The 20,480-nt window shown below is 27.3% G+C and carries 19 protein-coding genes and 1 riboswitch; of the genes, 5 read left to right on the forward strand and 14 right to left on the reverse strand.

The genetic code is table 11. The annotated features are described in order from the left end of the window. Nucleotides 1–91 precede the first annotated feature (91 nt). The 3 genes from QOZ84_RS04130 to QOZ84_RS04140 all read right to left on the reverse strand — a co-directional run bounded on the left by QOZ84_RS04130 (nucleotide 92) and on the right by QOZ84_RS04140 (nucleotide 5,084). Entirely contained in the window at nucleotides 92–466 is a 375-nt protein-coding gene (locus QOZ84_RS04130) for a GrdX family protein (protein WP_284131690.1), read from the reverse strand. A 99-nt stretch (nucleotides 467–565) separates the two neighbouring features. Beyond that, nucleotides 566–678, reverse strand: a riboswitch (glycine riboswitch). A gap of 414 nt (nucleotides 679–1,092) precedes the next feature. Then, nucleotides 1,093–3,216 (reverse strand): M6 family metallopeptidase, encoded by a 2,124-nt coding sequence (locus tag QOZ84_RS04135; RefSeq protein WP_284131691.1) that lies wholly within the window; start codon nucleotides 3,214–3,216, stop codon nucleotides 1,093–1,095. 173 nt (nucleotides 3,217–3,389) lie between these two features. Further along, the gene (locus QOZ84_RS04140; protein WP_284131692.1) at nucleotides 3,390–5,084 is read right to left on the reverse strand and encodes a M3 family oligoendopeptidase; all 1,695 of its coding nucleotides are present in this window, start codon (nucleotides 5,082–5,084) and stop codon (nucleotides 3,390–3,392) included. 313 nt (nucleotides 5,085–5,397) lie between these two features. Here QOZ84_RS04140 and yidA point away from each other — a divergent pair, with 313 nt between their 5' ends. Beyond that, nucleotides 5,398–6,210 carry a sugar-phosphatase gene (yidA, locus tag QOZ84_RS04145; RefSeq protein ID WP_284131693.1) on the forward strand — a complete coding sequence of 271 codons (813 nt, stop codon included), beginning with the start codon at nucleotides 5,398–5,400 and terminating at the stop codon, nucleotides 6,208–6,210. A 70-nt stretch (nucleotides 6,211–6,280) separates the two neighbouring features. Here yidA and QOZ84_RS04150 read toward each other — a convergent pair whose 3' ends face one another. After that, nucleotides 6,281–7,492, reverse strand: a complete 1,212-nt coding sequence (locus tag QOZ84_RS04150; RefSeq protein ID WP_284131694.1) for an ion channel — start codon at nucleotides 7,490–7,492, stop codon at nucleotides 6,281–6,283. A gap of 117 nt (nucleotides 7,493–7,609) precedes the next feature. Between QOZ84_RS04150 and QOZ84_RS04155 the strand changes: the two genes are divergently transcribed. Further along, nucleotides 7,610–8,041, forward strand: a complete 432-nt coding sequence (locus QOZ84_RS04155) for a hypothetical protein (protein ID WP_284131695.1) — start codon at nucleotides 7,610–7,612, stop codon at nucleotides 8,039–8,041. Between the two features lie 77 nt (nucleotides 8,042–8,118). Beyond that, the gene (locus QOZ84_RS04160) at nucleotides 8,119–8,430 is read left to right on the forward strand and encodes a DUF1540 domain-containing protein (RefSeq protein ID WP_284131696.1); all 312 of its coding nucleotides are present in this window, start codon (nucleotides 8,119–8,121) and stop codon (nucleotides 8,428–8,430) included. A 57-nt stretch (nucleotides 8,431–8,487) separates the two neighbouring features. On the opposite strand, the gene buk is transcribed toward QOZ84_RS04160, so the two are convergent. The 5 genes from buk to QOZ84_RS04185 form a co-directional block, all read right to left on the reverse strand. Further along, the gene (buk, locus tag QOZ84_RS04165) at nucleotides 8,488–9,573 is read right to left on the reverse strand and encodes a butyrate kinase (protein ID WP_284131697.1); all 1,086 of its coding nucleotides are present in this window, start codon (nucleotides 9,571–9,573) and stop codon (nucleotides 8,488–8,490) included. Nucleotides 9,574–9,686: 113 nt separating this feature from the next. Then, nucleotides 9,687–10,280, reverse strand: coding sequence for an indolepyruvate oxidoreductase subunit beta (locus QOZ84_RS04170; RefSeq protein WP_284131698.1), 594 nt, complete (start codon nucleotides 10,278–10,280; stop codon nucleotides 9,687–9,689). 1 nt (nucleotide 10,281) lies between these two features. Further along, on the reverse strand, nucleotides 10,282–12,081 hold the full coding sequence (iorA, locus tag QOZ84_RS04175; RefSeq protein WP_284131699.1) for an indolepyruvate ferredoxin oxidoreductase subunit alpha: 1,800 nt from the start codon (nucleotides 12,079–12,081) through the stop codon (nucleotides 10,282–10,284). Between the two features lie 70 nt (nucleotides 12,082–12,151). Then, complete coding sequence (locus QOZ84_RS04180; RefSeq protein WP_284131700.1) at nucleotides 12,152–13,420, reverse strand: pyridoxal phosphate-dependent aminotransferase; 1,269 nt, start codon at nucleotides 13,418–13,420, stop codon at nucleotides 12,152–12,154. Nucleotides 13,421–13,655: 235 nt separating this feature from the next. Further along, nucleotides 13,656–15,596: a sigma 54-interacting transcriptional regulator gene (locus tag QOZ84_RS04185; protein ID WP_284131701.1), complete on the reverse strand. Its 1,941-nt coding sequence runs from the start codon at nucleotides 15,594–15,596 to the stop codon at nucleotides 13,656–13,658. A gap of 209 nt (nucleotides 15,597–15,805) precedes the next feature. Here QOZ84_RS04185 and QOZ84_RS04190 point away from each other — a divergent pair, with 209 nt between their 5' ends. After that, the gene (locus QOZ84_RS04190) at nucleotides 15,806–16,453 is read left to right on the forward strand and encodes an SIMPL domain-containing protein (protein ID WP_284131702.1); all 648 of its coding nucleotides are present in this window, start codon (nucleotides 15,806–15,808) and stop codon (nucleotides 16,451–16,453) included. A gap of 66 nt (nucleotides 16,454–16,519) precedes the next feature. Here the strand turns inward: QOZ84_RS04190 and QOZ84_RS04195 are convergent, their stop codons facing one another. Both QOZ84_RS04195 and QOZ84_RS04200 read right to left on the reverse strand, forming a co-directional pair. Beyond that, nucleotides 16,520–16,939, reverse strand: a complete 420-nt coding sequence (locus QOZ84_RS04195) for a DUF3785 family protein (RefSeq protein ID WP_284131703.1) — start codon at nucleotides 16,937–16,939, stop codon at nucleotides 16,520–16,522. Between the two features lie 14 nt (nucleotides 16,940–16,953). Further along, nucleotides 16,954–17,892, reverse strand: coding sequence for a biosynthetic peptidoglycan transglycosylase (locus tag QOZ84_RS04200; RefSeq protein ID WP_284131704.1), 939 nt, complete (start codon nucleotides 17,890–17,892; stop codon nucleotides 16,954–16,956). Nucleotides 17,893–18,096: 204 nt separating this feature from the next. Between QOZ84_RS04200 and QOZ84_RS04205 the strand changes: the two genes are divergently transcribed. After that, nucleotides 18,097–18,267, forward strand: a complete 171-nt coding sequence (locus QOZ84_RS04205) for a 4Fe-4S binding protein (protein ID WP_284131705.1) — start codon at nucleotides 18,097–18,099, stop codon at nucleotides 18,265–18,267. A gap of 34 nt (nucleotides 18,268–18,301) precedes the next feature. Here QOZ84_RS04205 and QOZ84_RS04210 read toward each other — a convergent pair whose 3' ends face one another. From QOZ84_RS04210 to QOZ84_RS04220, 3 genes are all read right to left on the reverse strand, one after another. Then, nucleotides 18,302–18,784, reverse strand: a complete 483-nt coding sequence (locus QOZ84_RS04210) for a hypothetical protein (RefSeq protein ID WP_284131706.1) — start codon at nucleotides 18,782–18,784, stop codon at nucleotides 18,302–18,304. A 287-nt stretch (nucleotides 18,785–19,071) separates the two neighbouring features. Next, nucleotides 19,072–20,088: a serine/threonine-protein kinase gene (locus QOZ84_RS04215; protein WP_284131707.1), complete on the reverse strand. Its 1,017-nt coding sequence runs from the start codon at nucleotides 20,086–20,088 to the stop codon at nucleotides 19,072–19,074. Next, nucleotides 20,079–20,378 (reverse strand): hypothetical protein, encoded by a 300-nt coding sequence (locus tag QOZ84_RS04220; RefSeq protein WP_284131708.1) that lies wholly within the window; start codon nucleotides 20,376–20,378, stop codon nucleotides 20,079–20,081. The genes QOZ84_RS04215 and QOZ84_RS04220 overlap by 10 nt, the downstream gene beginning before the upstream one ends. Nucleotides 20,379–20,480 lie beyond the last annotated feature (102 nt).

A 20,480-nucleotide genomic window follows, 5' to 3' on the forward strand; every position in this document is an offset into this window, starting at 1 on the left:
CCCCCTTTATTAAACTTGTCTATATATTAAACTTTATTTGCTAACACTTTAATTTATTCATAGATTTAATATATTAAAATTAATTTTTATACTAAACTATATATTCAATTCTTTGTAGGGTATTATTTAGAATATCAAAATCTATAACTCTAAAGTCATCTATAACTTGATCTGTCCAGTTTGGAGTCTTTTTATTGTTTTGGAATTTAGTTGCAGTTGCTATTGCTTCTTCTATTAATATTAATGAATTGTGGTCTAGATTATGTCCTTTTTTCATGATTACACTTCTATATGGTGTTTCATTAGGCTTTACACTTCCATAAAGAGGATGAGACAAAAGTTCATATCCCTTATGTATAAGGTCTCTGCATTCTTTTAAGATTTCTATGTATGTAATGTCTTTTTGTAGAATTTCTTTGTTAGTAAGTTGTTTTTTAACAATTGGATTATTCGTGATTATTATCATTTATCCCCCTCACTTTCAAAACTTTATATTTTTAGAACTAAAAAACAGAGAAAACAAATTCCTAATTTGTTCTCTCTGTTAATATTATTTTCAGAGGTCCGTCTAGACATAGTATTTTTACCTGAGAATTTCACTTAATTTAATTTAGGTAATTAATTAAATTTGTCCCTTCGGTCGCTTTTATATCAAAAGCTGTCTCCCATGCCCTTCACTCGGATATTTAATTTTGTTATACTTTTTTTCTATGTTATTTAAGTTAAGTATATAATCTTTCTATAGCACTTTCAACAAGTTTTTTTAAGTTTTTTTCATCATTTTTCGAGTTAATATTTCAGCTTTCAAGTTTTTAATAAATTAATCTACTATTTTGTCTTTTTTTAACAATAAATGTATAATTATACAAGTAACTAGGAAGATAAATATTAAGAATACTATCACAAGTAAGTTAGAATATAATACTGAAATTCCAAAAATATTATATGTATCTGTTCATGTTCGTATAGTCATATAGACATAAATAATCTAACTAGTTATATATAGTTAAATTAGAAAGGAGGCATCTAAAATATTTACATATAAAATAAATGCTTAACACTTTTTCAAGTGTTAAGCATTTATTTTATATGTTATTTCTTATTTGAATTGTTTGTTTTAAAATTAATTTTATACGTAAAATCCACTGGATTTTTATCATCTATAGGAGCTGCATAGGATGTAATCATATAATTCTTTCCATCGTGGAATAACTGTCTTAATGTTAATACATCTTGTTGAGTTACATTAAATGGGTCAACATTAATAACTTTATAATTTGTTTTTTTTCCTTTATTTTTTCCAACTTCTTTTTCATTAATAAATGTCACTGTGTAATTTACATATTCACCTGCTAGTTCTTTAAAGGATTTAAAATTATCTATAGAACTCCCGTCATTGGTATATCCAACCTCAGGAATTTCAATATTATCTACATACCAGCCGTCTTGATTGTTACCCCAGTCTGTTAAATAACGGAAAGATACCAGTATTTTTTGACCAGCATATTTGCTCAAATCAAAACTTTCTTTCTTCCATCCTTCATAAGTCCCCGTAAATCCAGGAAGATTTTCTTTTATCTTTGGATATCCGTTATCTACAACGTCACTACTTGTATTTTCATTACTTAAACTTTTCCAAGTCTTTCCGTTATCTGTTGAAATTTGAACAACACCAAAATCCCATTGTTCTTCTATATCAATAAAATTATCAAATTTCAAAGTTGCTGTATTTTTATTAGTAAGGTCAGCTTCAAAAATTAAAGGATTATCTGCTTCGTCACCTTCATTACTCCATAATACTTTATTGTTTTCATCTTTAGGATCAGTTACTGATTTCCATGGAGTTGAAAGAAAATCTACACCATTAAAGGAAATACTTCTAATTTTATCTTTAAAATCTAATATTTTAAAATCTCCACCCCAAGCTGGAATACCTTCTTTATCAAACTGTAAAGCTTTCTCATAGTTTACTGTCATACCACGTTTTGTACCCTTATTATCTATATCAATATCTCTAAGATTGATACTATCAAAGTTGTAAACTTTATTTCCTACTCTATCAGTATCTAAAGCTAATGCAGTAATAAAGTTTTGATAAAGTTTAGTAAAAGTAAGGTTAGATCCATGAGCCTTTAATACCTCATTAATACTCTTTATTCCTTGATTTTTATTTAATGCTAAGTCTTTAATAAAATCTTTTCCCAATTTATCATTCATATATAAAGTAAATAAGTATACCTGACCATAATCAGCAATAGTTTCAGGTCCAGTTGATGTTACTTTGTGTTCATCCCAATTAACAAGTGAATTCTCTGGGTGATCTAAATAGAAATTAACAGAACCTTCATTGTGTCCATATCCACCAAGGTATTCAGAGAAAGTAGACATACCTTCGTTAATCCAGGATTCTTCTAAACTATCATTGTCTGCATGAATCAAATGTTGAAGTTCATGCATAGTTGTTCCAAAAAATGTAGACTCTAAATTTTTTTCCCAATTACTTGTATCTATTGTTATAATATTTCTATCAATATAATTTTCAAGTGTTTTCCAAAAGAAACCTGCTACAAAGAAAGGATAATCTGGGTCTTTGTAATTATCATCTATAATGTTATCTACTAACATTATAATTTTATCACTTCCCTCATAATAACCTTTGGGAACAACTCCCGATTCAACTAAGCTAGACTTTGATCCATTATGAACATCTGGTGTTCCAAAAAATTCAGTATCCTTTGGATAAATATTTTTATCAAATTCATCACGAAGTTTATCTACCTGTTCTTGTGTAACTACATGAGCTGGGCGAGGATCACCTTGTTGAAAAGATAAATCATTTGCTACCCAAATTTCAATATTTTCTCCAGCACTTCTCATAGTAAATTCCTTGAATTTTAATTCTTTATTTAAAAATTTCTTTGTTCCTCCATTATAGGTAAATGAACTATTTTTTGTTAAATCTTTTGATGATTGAGTTTCATTAAAATTAATTTTTTCTGCCTGTTCCTTAATGTCCTTTTCAGCATTCTTCAAAAATGATGGATTTTTAGATAATTGATTTAATTGACTGTCAACATCAATACGATCACCATACTTCTCCACATTCCATTTTGGCATAGTTTCAGCTTTTACTTCTAGTGGCATAGTACACAAAGTCAGTGCATAAAGTGATAGTGCGCCTACTGTTATAGTAGATAACAGTTTTTTATTTTTCATAAAATCCCCCCTGTTTCATTTTTTTAAATCCCTCTAATTTCCAATAAATTGTAGCATAATTAAGTTTTAAAATAAATACTTTTCTATTTGCAAATTCATACTAAATATATTGCGTTTCTTCTTGTTTAAAATCATTTTTTAAATATATTTTTATTTTTAAGTAATTATCTAATTTATAATTTTGTATCATCAACTTCTTCTAACCATGTTTTTATAACACCTATAACACTTTCTACACATCCATCTTCAAACGGTGATTTTAAATCGCCTATTCTTACAATCTCTAAAAATGATTTAGTTCCACCAACCTTGCATATATCTAGATAATTTTTCCAAACCTCTTCTTTATTCTCTCTCATTCTTTTCCAAAATTGTAGTGCACATATTTGAGCTAGAGTATAATCTATATAATAAAATGGATTTTTAAATATATGGCCTTGTTTAAACCACCATCCACCATTTTCTAAAAACTCACATCCTTCATAATCTTTATGAGGTAAATATTTTTTTTCTAATTCTCTCCATGTTTTTTTTCTTTCATCTTTGCTCATATTAGGATTTTCATATATATTGTGTTGAAATTCATCTACAACTATCCCATATGGAATAAATTTAATAGCTGAAGATAAATGTGTGAACTTATATTTATCTGCATCTTCTTTAAAGAATAAATTCATCCACGGCCAAGTTATAAATTCCATACTCATAGAATGAATTTCACAGCTTTCGTAAGTTGGGAAGTTTATTTCTGGCATATTAATCCATGTGGACATATATAATTGAAAAGCATGTCCTGCTTCATGAGTTAATACATCTATATCGTCAGCTGTTTGGTTAAAGTTTGAAAATATAAATGGTGATTGATAATCAGGTATGTAAGTGCAATATCCACCAGCACCTTTTCCTTTTTTAGTTACTAAATCCATAAGTTCATTATCTAGCATAAACTCAAAAAATTCTTTAGTTTCTTTTGATAGTTCTTCATACATTTTTTTGCCATTTTCAATTATGTATTGTGAGTCTCCCTTAGGTGTTGCATTTCCGCTTATAAATTCAAAATTTTCATCCACATAAGTCAACTTATCTACATCTAGCCTTTTAGCTTGCCTTTTGTAAAGATCACTTGCAACTGGTACTATGTGTTCTAACACTTGTTTTCTAAAGTTTTTAACCATCTCTGAGTTATAATCAGTTCTCATCATTCTTATATAACCAAGTTCTACAAAATTTTCAAAGCCAAGTTTTTTAGCTATTTTATCTCTTAGTTTTACAAGTTTTTCAAATATATCATCAAAATTATCTTCATTTTTTTTAAAATAAGTGTAATACGCTTTATTTGCTTTTATTCTCATCTCTCTATCTTTAGATAACATAAATTTGCCTAGGCCAGATAAATTTCTTTCCTTACCCTCAAAATCTATTTTTGCAGAAGCTAATAACTTAGTATATTCTGAGCATAATTTATTTTCCTCTTGAAGCTCTTTTATTATATCTTTGGAAAAAGCTTTTAAAGAATACTGAGCTATTTTTATAAATTGCATTCCAAAGTCTTTTTGTATTTCTTGTTTGAACTTAGAATCTACTACCACTTTATAAAAATCCGAGTTTATTTCTTCATACAATGGTGAACATTCATCCCAATAAGCTTTTTCTTTTTCATAAAATTCATCTTGTGTGTTTATGCTATTTCTTATTGAACATAATGTAGACATTGTTTCTATATTATTTCGTATTTCATTAAGTCTATCTACGTGTTTTTTTTGTTCTTCATAAGTACATGATGTTTTTATATTTTCAACGATAATAGAAATTTGTTTTTTATTTGCTTCATAGTTTGGTCTTTCATATTTAAATTCTGAAAATTTCATTTTATTCTCCTTAATTATTTCATTTTTATTGTATTATTATATATACCAATTATAGTTCTTCTTATACAATATCTCTAATACTTTAGTTTTACCCATATTATACCACATATTTTTTTGACATTCTTTATCGTTAAAATGGTCACTTTACACTTAGTAAATCTCATTGTTTAATTGACATTCTCATTTAACTACCATAAATATATTTTTTGTTTACAAATTTCCTAGCTATTTGTTTATTTATTTTAGTTTATTAATTTAAGATATATTGATATAATTGTATCAGTCTTAAATTTTAATATTATCGGGAGGTTTTATGTATAAATTAATAGCTTTAGATATCGATGGTACTTTATTAAATAGTGAAAAAAAAATAACAGAGCCTGTTTTTAACTCTATTCAAGAAGCAAAAAGAAATGGTGCAAAAGTGGTTTTATCAACAGGTAGACCTTTGCCAGGAGTTACTCCTCTTTTAGAAGAGTTAAATCTTGTTGATGATGGTGATTATGTTATATGTTTTAACGGGGCAGTTGTCCAAGAAGTAAAAAGCCAAAAGGTAATTTCTAATATCGAAATGAGTTGTGATGATTTTAAAACTATATATAGTATTGTAAAAGAACTTAATACTAAAGTTCATATAAATACGCCAACAAATGTGATAACTCCACATATTGAGCCTAGTAAATATACTCTATATGAAGCAGAGATAAATAAAATCCCTGTAGTTTATAAAAATGAAAATGAAATAGATGATAGCGTAACATTTTGCAAGATAATGATTATAGATGAGCCAGAAAAATTACAAGAAGTCTTGGATTTCCTTCCTAAAGAAATATATGATAATTACACAGTAGTTAGATCAGCTCCTTTCTTCTTAGAATTTTTAAATAAAGCAGCAAACAAAGGAACTGCGCTACAAGCTTTGTGTAATAATATAAACATGCCTATAGAAAGTACTATTGCTGTAGGTGACGAAGAAAATGATCAACACATGATAAAATTAGCAGGGCTTGGAGTTGCTATGGGAAATGCTAGAGATAGTATAAAAGATATTTCTAATTATATAACTAAAACTAATAATGAGCATGGAGTTGCTCATGTTATAAATAAATTCATATTAAATAAATAATCTACTTAACAACTTCTAAAATAAAAACATCCCTTAATGTAAATTACTTTTTACTCAAGGGATGTTTTGTTTATCTTGTTATCTTTCTAGCCAGAGTAGCTGTCCAAATTCCAACCATAGTTACACCAAGTAACATCTCTATTCCAGATAGCAATATACTATAATCGATTGGGGTTATATCCCCATATCCAACAGTAGTAAATGTAACTATACTAAAATATAGTGACTGCATAAAGTATGTATTTAAATTTTTAAATAAAATTCCCTGCGATAAAATAACTTTATAATTTATTATATCCCCCCCCACACTCAATCCCGTTATCATATATATTATTGCAAATAGCATAACAATTTCCAAAGAAGTTATAAGTGCAAAAGTAGGTCTTTCTCCATACCCACAAAGTAACCAGAATATAGCTGATTTAACTTTATTGAATCCTCTTAAAGACTTGTATTCCATACATTTTGATATATAATAATATTCGCCAGCATTATTTAATAAGTTATTAGCTTCAAATTTTGAAGCGATACCTTTATAAACCTTAGATGCTACTGCGTAACTTTGTTTATATTTTTTATCAACTATAATTTTATCTATAAAAGTATATTCATCAAATTTAGTTAAATAATTGTCTTCAAATAAAAATTTTCCCACCTCTAAATCTATAGCTTTAAAAGATCTACAATCACAATCTGTAATACAAATATTTTTAATATATATTTTTTTTAATATAGCATCTTTCAAATTTGTATGTTCAAACTTTACATTATAAAAATCTACATTTTCAAATATACTTTTTTGCATATTACAATTTTTAAACTCACAATCAATCAACACAGTGTCGTCATTTAATATAAATATACATTCTTTTTCATTATAAAAATTGCAATTAATAAATTTCACATTTTTGAAAATGCATTTAGAAAATATATTTCCATAAAATACACAATTATAAAATTCTATATTATTGAATTTACAATTGCTAAATGTGTTATATTCAAGTTCTATTTTTTTTAACTTTTCTATTTTTAGATTATACTTATCAAATGCACCAATGCTCTTATTATCTATTTTTTTTACTTTTATTTTACTTTCATTTTCTATTTTATAAATATCATTAAAAGCTATGTTAGAACTTCCACTTATCACTTGTGGATTTATATAAAAATTATTTTGTAATATATCAATTTTATTAATATAGTCCTTTTCATTTTCTATTTTTCTACATCTTAAATTTAATTTAACTTCTTCTTTTATCTTTAAAAATTCATAAGGTTGCATGATCTCATCCTAACTATTTTTTATTAATATCCTATATTTATAGAATACTTGTACACCCTTTTTAATATATATTATAAATAATCAATATTTAGAATATAAGATTTTGGGAGGATATTTATGGATATTAAAATTGAGCAACTAAAAGAAAATTTACCTAAAGAATGCTGTTCTTTTTGCAAACATCTTACTTTAGAGGGTCCTAATGAGAATTATGAGTACAATATAAAGTGTATAATGTCAAATTCACTACCAATATTCAAAGATTCTTGTACTTATTTCGAAACAGAACATTCAAATCTAAAAAGTAGCGATTTAGATGATTTATATAACAATTTTTTAGAGTCTTGCATTAAGATAAATTATAAAGAATATTTAAATTCTACTCATTGGCAATTATTTAAAGACTCTGTTATAAAACAAAGTGAAAATGAATGTTGCATTTGTGGATGTAATACGGATTTGAATGTAGTACACCTTAATAAAAATTTAGGAAGAGAAACTTTAGAAGATGTAACTTTAATTTGTAATAGTTGTATTTCAAAATCATAAGTAGTTATATTCTAAAATACATAAAATTATACATTTGTCACATACTAAGATAGAAAACAGTCTTAGGAGGTATTTATATGTCAAATGGTAATTTAAGTTGTTCTGCAACTAATTGTGTTCATAATAATGCTAGTTCTTGTTACGCTGGTGCTATAAGTGTAGCTGGCACTCAAGCTACAACTACTGGTTCAACTACTTGTGCATCTTTTGAAGATAGATCATCAAGCAGTATGAGCAATTGCGGTTCTGAAGGATGTACTTGTACAAAAACTGGTAGTATAGCTTGTCAAGCAACTAAGTGTTCATACAATAACTCCGGATCTTGTAAAGCATCAAGTGTCCAAATAAATGCACAAAATGCAAGTTGTGAAACTTTTATATGTAAATAATTAAAAATGGAGCATATAGGTTGATTATTAAATCAACCTATATGCTCCATTTTTCTGCTATGCTTTTGCTAAGCTTGCTTCTTGATATTCTCTTGCCTCTTCTTCTTTATTTAATACTCTTAAAGTTCCTAATGATAATGATTCTAATTCATTTTCACCTGGCAAAATCTCTATCTTAGATATAAATTCTACTCTCTTTTTAATATTAGCTGTCATCATTTTAGAGTATGCTATCCCACCAGTTATAATTATTGCATCAACTCTACCCTCTACAACTGTAGCTAATTCTCCTATTGATTTAGCTACTTGATAAGCCATTGCTTCATGCACAAGTTTCGCTTCTTTATTTCCTTCACTTATCATTTTTTCAACAGCTCTAACATCTACAGTGTTTAAGTATGAAACTATTCCACCTTTTCCTCTTATCATTTTAAGCATTTCTTTATGAGTATAGTTTCCTGAGAAACATCTATCTATTAATTTTTTACAAGGTACTCTTCCTGCTCTCTCTGGTGAGAATGATCCTTCATCATCAGAAACTATGTCTACCATTTTTCCTTTTTCATGAACACTTACAGTTATTCCGCCACCCAAGTGAGCTACTATTAGATTTAAATCGCTGTAATTAGTATTATTTTCTTTTGCATATTTTATAGCCATAGCTCTAGAGTTAAGTGCATGACTTAGGCTTTCTCTATCCATTCCACTTATTCCTGATAATCTAGCAACATCTTTAAATTCATCTACTGCTACTGAATCGTATATGTATGCATTTATTCCTAATGGTCTAGCTATTTCATAAGATATTATTGCTCCTAGATTAGAAGCATGTTCTATAACCGGTCTGTTTTTTAATCTATCTATCATTTGATCATTTACTAAGTATGCTCCTGATTTAACTGGTGGAAGTAACCCTCCCCTTCCAACAACTGCACTTAAAGTATTTATTTCTATATTATTTTCTTGAAGAACTTTTAAAACTTCACTTTTTCTCATATCAAATTGATCTTGCACTCTGTCGTATTTTTCTAAATCTGCTGTGTTATGATCTATCCCTTTTACTAATATTTGTTTGTCATTATCATATACAGCAATTTTAGTAGATGTAGATCCTGGATTTATAGCTAATATTCTATAGTTCATAGTTATGCCCCTTTTCAACTTTAATTTAATCTCAATGTTATCAATTTAAAAACCATATGTATTTAAATTAAGCTATTATGAACTTAACTAAGTTCATAATAGCTTTTTAAAAATTAATTAGTAGCTAAAGCTTCTTTAGATACTAATTCCATACCATGTTTTAAAGCTTTTATGTTTATATCTACAAATTTTTCTTTTACATTATCTTTTATTATTTTTTCCCAGTTTATATCTTCTAATTTCATAGATTTTACTAAAGCTCCTAGTAATATTATATTCATAACTTTAGCATTACCAAGTTTTACAGCCTCATCTGCTGCATTTAACATTGTTGCATCTAATCTTTTTAGTTCTTCTTCTATTTCTTTTTCTTTGTATTCAGCTTTTCCAGTAAGTACTGGCATAGAATCCATTCTGTAATTATTTGATATTATTTTACCTTCTGGTTTTAGATAGTTTAACCATCTTAATGCTTCCATTTTTTCAAAAGAAACTAATATATCAGCTCCACCCACTTCTATAACTGGTGAATATACTTCATTTCCATATCTAACTTGTGAAGATACTGAACCACCCCTTTGGCTCATACCATGTATCTCACTCATTTTAACATCATATCCCGCTTCCATAAGTCCTGTAGTTAATAATTTACTAGCAAGTATAGTTCCTTGACCACCTACACCTACTAAAAGAATACTCTTAGTCATATTAATTTACCCCCTTACTTGTAGCACTATTAGTTATTGCTTCTTTAGGACATACTTGAGAACAAACACCACATCCTACACATTGATTTTTATCTATATTTACTACTTTTTCTTCTTTATCAAATGATATTGCTGGACATCCTGTTTTCATACATATTTTACATCCTACACAACTTTCATGCTCTACTTCACACTTAGATGTAAATGGATTATTAAACTCTGTTATATCTTGTTTTGAGAATTTTTTAAGTACACATGGCCATCTAGTTATTATTACTGAAGGCTCATCTAAACCAAATGCCCAGTCTAGAGTTTCTTTTACTTCTTTTAAATTATTTGGATCTATATTTCTTATATTTTTAACTCCACAAGCTTTTACTAAGTTTTCAATATCTACTTCGTTAGTTACATCACCTTGTAATGTATATCCTGTTCCTGGATTTTGTTGATGTCCTGTCATACCAGTTATTCTATTATCTAATATTACTGATATTGAATTTCCATTGTTATATACAACATCTAATAATGAATTTATTCCTGTATGGAAGAACGTTGAATCTCCAAGCACTCCTACAACTCTCATTTCATTATCTTCTTTCATATTAAACACTTTTTGTGCTCCATGCCCTGTACTTAAACTTGCACCCATACAAACTACTGTATCCATTGCATTATAAGGAGGCGCAAATCCAAGAGTATAACATCCTATATCTCCTGTTACCATTATATTCTTTCTTTTTCCTAACTCATAGAAGAATCCTCTATGTGGACATCCTGCACATAAACCTGGAGGTCTTGGTACTACTAAATCTTTATTGTACTCTATAGTATCATTTGTTTTTCCAAATATAGCTTCTCTTATTACATCTGGAGTCATTTCTCCACTTATAGGTAATACATCTTTTCCTATACAGTTTATTCCTGCACATTTCATTTGATCTTCTATAAATGGATCATTTTCTTCTATAACATAAATTTTGTCTACTTTAGAAGCAAACTCTTTTATTTTTTCCATTGGCATTGGATTTGTAAATCCTAGCTTCATATAAGATGCATTTTCCCCGAATACTTCTTTTGCATATGTATGACACATTCCTGAAGCTACTATACCTATTTTTTTATCATTTATTTCATAAGTATTTAAATCTGTATTATTAGAGTAATCCGCAAGTTTTTGTAATCTCTCTTCTACTGAATTTCTTAATATTCTAGCATGTGCTGGAACTGTAAGATTTTTTTGAGGATTTTTTACATAATCTTTTATACCAACTTCTACTCTATCAGTACAATCTACAATTCCTTTTGAATGACATAGTCTTGTTGTTACTCTATATAAAACTGGAGTATCATATTTTTCACTTATTTCAAATGCTTCTTTTAACATATCTTTAGCTTCTTGGCTTGTTGCTGGCTCAAATAATGCTATTTTAGCAAATTTAGCATAGTTTCTGTTATCTTGTTCATTTTGTGAAGAGTGCATTCCTGGTTCATCAGCACTTATTAGTACCATTCCACCATTTACACCTGTGTAAGCAAATGTAAATAATGGATCTGCTGCTACATTTATACCAACATGCTTCATAGATGCCATAGTTCTAGCCCCCGCTATAGAACCACCTATTACTGCTTCTAGTGCAACTTTTTCATTTGTTGCCCATTCAGCTACTATGTCGCCTTTATACATAGCTACATTTTCTAATATTTCGGTACTTGGAGTTCCTGGGTAAGCAGATGCAAACTTAACACCTGCTTCATACGCTCCTCGAGCAATAGCCTCATTACCTGTCATTAATTTTTTCATAATTTAATTCCCCCATGATAATATTAGTTTAAATCTATTCTATGGTAATCTTAAAATTTAGTATTAAATTTTAATTTTTCTCAACTACTTTTTGATTTTTAATATATTGTAGCGCATTTTTTATAATACTTGGAGATACCTTACACTTATTCTCATTAACTGCACATACTGCAAATCTAAGACCTGCTTTTAATGGTACAAGATATAAATTATCCTTTGTTAATTCTTCACACACTTCTCTTGGATTATCACATGGTATACTTACAAAGAATCCATCTCTATATGGTAATATATCAAGACCTACTTTTTCTGCCTCTTCAACAAATACCTTAGCTCTTCTTTTTAGCATTTCTTTATAAAGTGTTTTTTCTTGTGTATACTTTTCAAACTTTTCCTCATCTTGAACTATATTTGATAGTAGCTTCATTGCCCCTCTATTACAGTTTGACCAGTTTGCTCTACATGAATGAACACATCCATAGTAGAATTCTTCAGCAACGTTTTCACTCGCTGTTATACATATTGCAGCTCCCATTCTCATTCCATATGCTGTAAAACCTTTTGACATACTAAATCCAACTATTACAAGTATGTTTTCAGGGAGATTAGAGAATTTTTTAAAGAATTTTCTACTTGCATTATCATCACTTGCAAAGTCAATATATGCGATATCTACAAATAATATTATTTTCTTATCTTGATTTGTTGCTACTTCTTTTGATAAACCTATTATTTTATCCCACTCATCGTCTGATACACTATAACCTGTAGGATTATGTGCTGGTGTATTTAAAATTGTAAAGATTCTTTCCTGCTTAGATGCTATATTTAAAAATTCTTTTTTAAATGAATTAAAATTGAAATTATTATTTTCATCAAATAACTGATATGTACTTACTTTTCTTCCTGTTTCTTCCGTTATACTTACATATGGACTCCAAAACCAATCTGATGTTAATATTTGGTCTCCTTCTTCTGTATAATTCCAAGTTGCTAACTTTATTGCTCCACTTCCACCTGGAGATGCTACTGCTTTTATATACCCATCTGGCATATATTCTTTGAAACATACTTTCTTGACAGCTTCAAGATAGTCTGGCTGACCTTCTAAAGAAGCATATGCTGATATATCTTTATTATCTAATGATTTGTACTCATTATAAACAGTATCCATTGTTATTAATGTTCCATAATCATCCATAAGAGCACCTATAGTAGCGTTAATAACATTATCTTTTCCTATAGACTTTTCCGCTCTTTGAGCTCTTTCTGATAAGTTAAATATTATATCCTTTTGTCTTGGCCACATAGAATGCTTTGCCACCATACTTTGACTCATATCATCACCCCTAATAGTAATTTTACTTATTATTTAAAGCAAGAGTTATGCCACTATTCTATATTTTTAAAAACTTTATTAATTTAATAAAATTATCGGTATAACTAAAAAAAGATAGGCTAGCTTTAAACATAACCTATCTTTTATATTTTTTATTGAATACGTTTTTTTATTTTATAATTTATTTTATATCAGTGTTCATTTTTATTAACAAGCGTTAATATTTATTAACATTTTATTTTTTCTTATTATACTTATTCCATAGAGCTGTTCTACTTATTCCAAGAATATTTGCTACTTCAGTTTTTGAAAGTCCTTGGTTAAATAGCATATCTATAATCTTAATTTCTACAAAGCTATTAATCTCTTTCATATCAATATTAAAATCATTATAGTCAGCACTATCTACTTTATCTTTAGTTTCTTTATCTAAGCATAAATATTTTATTTCTTCATTTTCAATTGATGATGTCTTTATCTTGCCTGTTATAACATATTTTTGTGCAACATTTTTTAATTCTCTAACATTTCCAGGCCAATCATAACTTTCTAATTTCATTAATTCATCTTTATTTAACATAAAGTGTTCATCTATAGAGTTTAAATTGCCTAAAAGGTTTTCATTTAATATAGTTTTTACAAAATGTTCAAACAAAAATGCTATATCATTTTTTCTATTCCTTAAAGGAGGTATATTTATTTCTAAACTACTTAGTCTATAAAATAAATCAGCTCTAAAAGTTTTATCTTTTATTTTAGATATTAAATGTTCATTTGTTGCAGCTATTATTCTAATATCTAAAGGAATCATACAGTCTGATCCTATTCTCATTATTTGCCTTTCTTCTATAACTCTCAAAAGTTTATTTTGAACATGAAGAGGCAAACTGTTTATTTCATCTAAAAATATAGTTCCACCATGTGCTAGTTCAAATAGACCTTGTTTCCCGCCTTTTCTAGCACCCGTAAAAGACCCTTCTTCGTATCCAAATAATTCACTTTCTAATAAACTCTCTGAAATAGTAGCACAGTTTATAGCAACAAAAGGCTTGTCTTTTCTTTTACTTATATTGTGAATACTTTGAGCTAATATTTCTTTTCCCGAACCACTTTCTCCATACAGTAGAGTTGTATAATCAGTTTTACCAATTTTTTTAGCTTCTTCTATAAACTCCTTAGTTTCAGGGTCTTTATGTATAAAATCAGAAAAGGTATACTTTGCATATAAGCCTCTTTCATTTAAATCTATTCTTATGTTTCTTTCCAATTTTTGCAATTTTGTAATATCTTGAAGAATCCATAGTACTCCATGAATTTCTGAATCCACTTTTATGGGTACTGACCTTGTATTTACTACTAAATCTCCTATATTCCTTATTTGACGTTTATTATCTATGCTATTATCTAATCCTCCTAATAGCCACTCCATATTTCTAAATATAGTTGTTATTAGCTTATTTGATACGTCCTTTTTCTCACATTTCAATATTTTTTTTGCACTTGCATTACATAGTATAATGCGCCCTCTTTTATCAATCGCAATTATTCCATCTTTTACACCATCTAATACATTTCTCAATACTTCATTATTAAATTTTTCATCTTCTAATGATTCTAATAGTTTTTTAGAATACTCAATTACTTCTTTTATAGAATCATCACTTGCATTAATAAATACATTGTTCATTTTGTATTGTCTCGCAAAAGAGCATGCTATTCCACTACCAACGATAACTACATCATCTTTTTGATCTAGGTATTTTATAACTCTGTTTCTTATTTCGTATTTTGATTTAAACCATTCTTCAGTAACATCTACACTCATTATGTTTTTCCAACTAGAATAATCAAAATCAATTTCATCATATCCTAAGACGAGTACTATTTTCTTTGAATAAGTGCTTGCTATCTTTATTGCTTTTAATAAATCTATTACTTTCATATTTAAAGGTATTACCGGTACATTTACAGTATCTAATATTAATTTATATCCTCCACCTCTACCGATAATAACTTGTGCACCCTTATCTTCTAGTATTTTCCCCTGCTCTTCCAACAAATCTACTTTTATAATATCTATTATAATATTTCCATTCTTTATATCCTTTGAATAAAGATTTTCTATTTTTTCTTTTAACTCATAATCAGACGCTATAATCCCTATAACTTTTTTCAATATTCAATCTCTCCCTTAAACATATTACTTATTTTATTTATATAAAATAACTTAATATTATTAATCTGTATTATATCATAGATACTGTTTTTCCCAAATAAAAGTATTTAAATATTACTTTCTATTCTTATGTTACCTTATTTTCATAATTTTATATTTAATTGAATATCATTATTATAAGTTGATATTTTTTTAAGGAGGTTTTTAATATGCAATACAGAAATTCTAAGATGTATGTTCCAACAGACAAAGGCTCTTTATCTGTACATGGAACAAGTTATGTAGAAGTAAATTCTGATAGAGCTCGATTAAATGTACGAGTATCTAGCGAAAATAAAAGTTTAGAGGAAGCTCAAGATAAAAACAGTGAAATTTCTAAAAGGATTCTATCTAGTTTGTCAGACTATGGAATTGATAAAGAAAATATTCATAGTGAAGATTTATCAGTTATAAGAAATTATGATTATAACACTAATACATTAACTTCCTATAAAGTAACTCAGCTAATAACTATATTGATTGATGATTTTAGTAAGATAGATGATGTATATTCATTAGTTATAGAAAATGGTGCCAATGATGATATTAGTATAGATTTTATTCTTTCTAATCCTAACCATTACTACAATAAAACTTTAAAAAGAGCTACACAAGATGCTTTAAACAAAGCTAATATATTAGCTAAAAATTTCGGAGTCAAATACAACCCTATACCTTATAAAATAGTTGAAACTAGTTCCCCACTATATTCTATTACATATTATTCTAGTTCAATCACTTATGCTCAAGGAATATCACCAGGTTTAGTTAAAATAACTGCAGAGATTGAGGCTACATTTTCTACATATCCATACTAAGTAAAACTCAAATAATTTTATACATATATATAGCCTATTGATATAAAAATCAATAGGCTATATTTTCTATACTATGCAATTCTCTATTTGTATTATATAGTCTTGACAGTTTTCACAAACTATTATACTAACTATATAACTATCATCAACCTTATTTAATCTTGATAATTTATTAAAAGATAATCCTTCATATTCTTTACATATATCACTTATTACATATTCTCCTTTTTTAGTAAATATATAGAAGTGATACTCTAAAAATCCAAAGAATTTTTGCTTTTCTTTTACTCCTGCTAAACACTTAGGGCATGCCTCTTGATAATATTGTATATCAAAATCTACACCATTTGTAGAATTTAGTATTTCTAATATATGTTTTTCTTTTATTCCTTTTACTGGTTTTTCTTCATCATTTATTATGTCACTACAATTTTCTGTAGTTAATAAATATTCTTTCTCTTGATAATTAAATTTGTATAAACTCATGCTACACCTCACTGTTATTCTATTTCAGACTTAAATGGTACATCTTGTATTAATGCATCACTGTATTCTTTTTCATTTATATAACCTAATTCTTTCATCTTATAAAGTATAGTCTCTTGTCTTTTCTTAGCTTCTGTATGTTTGCTATATCTCGCTGGGCTATTAGTTATACCTGCTAACATAGCACACTCTGCTAAGTTTAAGTCACTTACATTTTTTCCAAAATACGCCCTAGATCCTTTAGAAACTCCATATGATGATTTTCCTAAATATATATTATTTAAATATACTGCAAGTATATCTTGTTTGCTCATATTTTTATTCATTGACGTAGCGTTGTAAATATCTTTCATTTTCCTTTTTATAGTCTTGTCATTGTTAGTCAGTAAATTTTTAGAAATTTGCATTTCTATAGTACTTCCACCTTGGGTAGTCTTTGTAAATAAGTTATGAACTAATGATCTTGCTAAAGATATTTCATCTACTCCATTGTGTTTATAAAATCGTTCATCTTCTATTGAGACAACTGCATCTTTCAAATATTTAGGTATTCGGTCCTCAGCAGCAACTTCACTGCTTATATAATTTTGCTTTAGCAATTCACTTGTTACATTTGGTGAATCTTTCAATACTGTAAACACAATCACTGATCCTACTACTGATAATACAACTAAGAAAAGTAATGCTATTACTAAAACTTTTTTAGCTATATTTGATAATTTTTTCTTTCGTTTTAAACGTTTCTTATTTTGTCTAGAAATATTTTGTTTTGCATCTAGTTTCTTATTTATATTTTTATTAGGTTTATTTACACTTTGTCTTTCTCTTTTTATATTGTTGATTTCTTTTTTTTTATCATTACTTTTAATATTTTTTAAAGGCTCTTTATTTGAATTACTAGAACTTACTTTTTTTCGCCTTATTTTGTTTTGATCATCATTATAATAGCTCATGTACTCCTCCTCATTATATAAGGTAATTATACATTGTTATACAAAATAAATCAAAGAACAAATTTGTAAGTTTAAATTTATAGTATTTTGTGTATTTTTATCTAAAAAATTAATTATGATTATTATTTTTTTTATTATAGTGTTATAAAACATATAGCTTTGGGTATTATATAATGTAGATAATAATTTAAGGAGGTATGTAAAATGGCTTATTTTATACACGATGCTTGTATTAGCTGTGGTGCTTGTGAACCTGAATGTCCAGTTAGCTGTATTTCTGCTGGAGATGAAAAATATGTTATAGATGCTTCTATATGTATTGAATGTGGAGCATGTAATTCTGTTTGCCCTGTTGACGCTCCACAACCAGAATAATACATAAAAAAAGAAAAGCAATTGCTTTTCTTTTTTATTTTACCTTTATACTTTTTATTACCGTTTCATTTGCCACATCTTCTATATTAGACATTTCTAGTTTTATATTTTCATTTGTATTATGTAACGCTACTCCGATTTTAATATTTTTGCTATCTCCAGTCTTTATATTACCTATAAACCCGCTTATATTATCTTTTGATGTACTCACAAAATATTTGGTTGGCTTACCTCCTTGGTATGGATAAATATCTATATTCGATAACTCTATGTCACACCTACCATTATTCGCTACATTCATAGTTATTATAGCCGACGCATTATAAGTATTATCTATATTAATTTTTTCTTCTATTATATTTACATCAGTTACCCTAATTTTTAAATCATTGTCACTTATATTATTTATCCATACGTCTTTTCCATACTCATCGTCTTTATCTATACAAAGTGAGGTCTTGCACATAAGTACTATAAATAAAATAGTAAACATACTTATTAATTTAATTCTTTTCATAGTTTCCTCCTAAGCGTTTTTTCTTAGTTTATGCATAGGAAAATTTTTCATTCATATAATCTAATATTTTTTATAACATTTATTTAATTTTTATTTAATTTTGTTTTAATAAAAACTTTTTTATTTTTTCCATTGATTTTTTTGTCGAATTTTGTTATTATTAATTTAAGGTTATTCCCCTAATAACCGACTATTTACTCCCCAAATAAAATATATTCCCTAATAAACCCCTTTTTATAATATATTTTACCCCTTTTAATAGCCTTACTTGATCGGTTAAAGTAAGGCTATTTTTTTTCGTAATTTTTTATTATTTCTCTTATTTCTCTATAACCCTTTGCTTTACTTTCTATAAAAGGAATTATTTTATCATCATTTATAATATTCCATGTTTCATTTTCTTTGTATAATGCTATTTGTATACTTTTAAAATTATTTTCTAATGTCCAAGTAAAATAATTTTTATCTCTTTTAGTATAATTCCAATCTAAGTTTTCACTTATATTAGATATATCATTCATTATCTCTAAAACACTTTCATATCTATCTTGAGGATTTATCATTAAACATCTCTCTATTACACTTATCATTGATTTAGGTATATGAGGTAGATATTTTTTTCTAATTGGGAATTTACCTTTTGCGCATGCTAACTTTAAACAATTTAAATCCTTATATTTTCGAGCTTGCTTATTGTATTCTTCATTTCCATTACACATTCTATATAATGTAGTTCCTATTTGGTATATATCTATTTTTTTGCTTATAATAGAGTTTGTGCATTGTTCTGGAGCTATATGCTTATAATATACATTTTTTAACCTAGCATTACCTAGATAATTCAAATATAGTGCAGATCCAAAGTCTGTTAATACAGCTTCCCTAGAATCACTTATTAATATGTTATTTGGTTTTATATCACAATGTATTAAACCATTACTATGAATATATTGAATAGCTGATAAAAAATCTAGCGAATACTTTATTGTTTCTCTTATTGTAAGATTTGTATTTTCTAACAAATGATACAGTGATCCATTTTTAAAATATGGCATTGTAATATATATATACTCATCATCATAAGATGCCGTATTTATAGTTATAATATTAGGATGTTTAGAGTTATATACCTTCTTAGATTCTTCAAAATATTTGTCTACTTCTTTAAAATTTTTTTTATCAATTTGCTTTAAAATAAATCTAGAAGATAGCTGTGCATCCTCCACAAGATATAGTGCTGAATTTACCCCTTCTGAATTTATTTTCTCTATTACTTTAAGATTAAATTTTGGACTTATTTGCATATACTCACCCCCCTATTAGAAAATACTTCTTCAACTATTCCTTCAATTTTAACAATATCAACTATATCTACACCTATAGAATCTTCTATATTTATATATGCTTTTTTAATATTATATTGGTTTATAAGCATTTTCATGAATTTTCTCAAATAATTCAATTTATTTCCTATGTCAAAAGACTTAGGAATTATTATTTCATCCCTTATTATCTCTTTTCTGTTATTACTTGTTAACTCAAATATATTAAATTCTAATTTATCTATAAAAATATTAATATCTATAAAAATCATAATATCAACCCCCCAAAAGGATTTTTACGTCTTTTATATATTATGAAATTATATTAATTTTAAATACTAAATATAAGTAATTTTTTATTCTATATTACCCCT

This window comes from Romboutsia sedimentorum (assembly GCF_030131845.1).
GTDB classification, from domain to species: Bacteria; Bacillota; Clostridia; order Peptostreptococcales; family Peptostreptococcaceae; genus Romboutsia_D; species Romboutsia_D sedimentorum.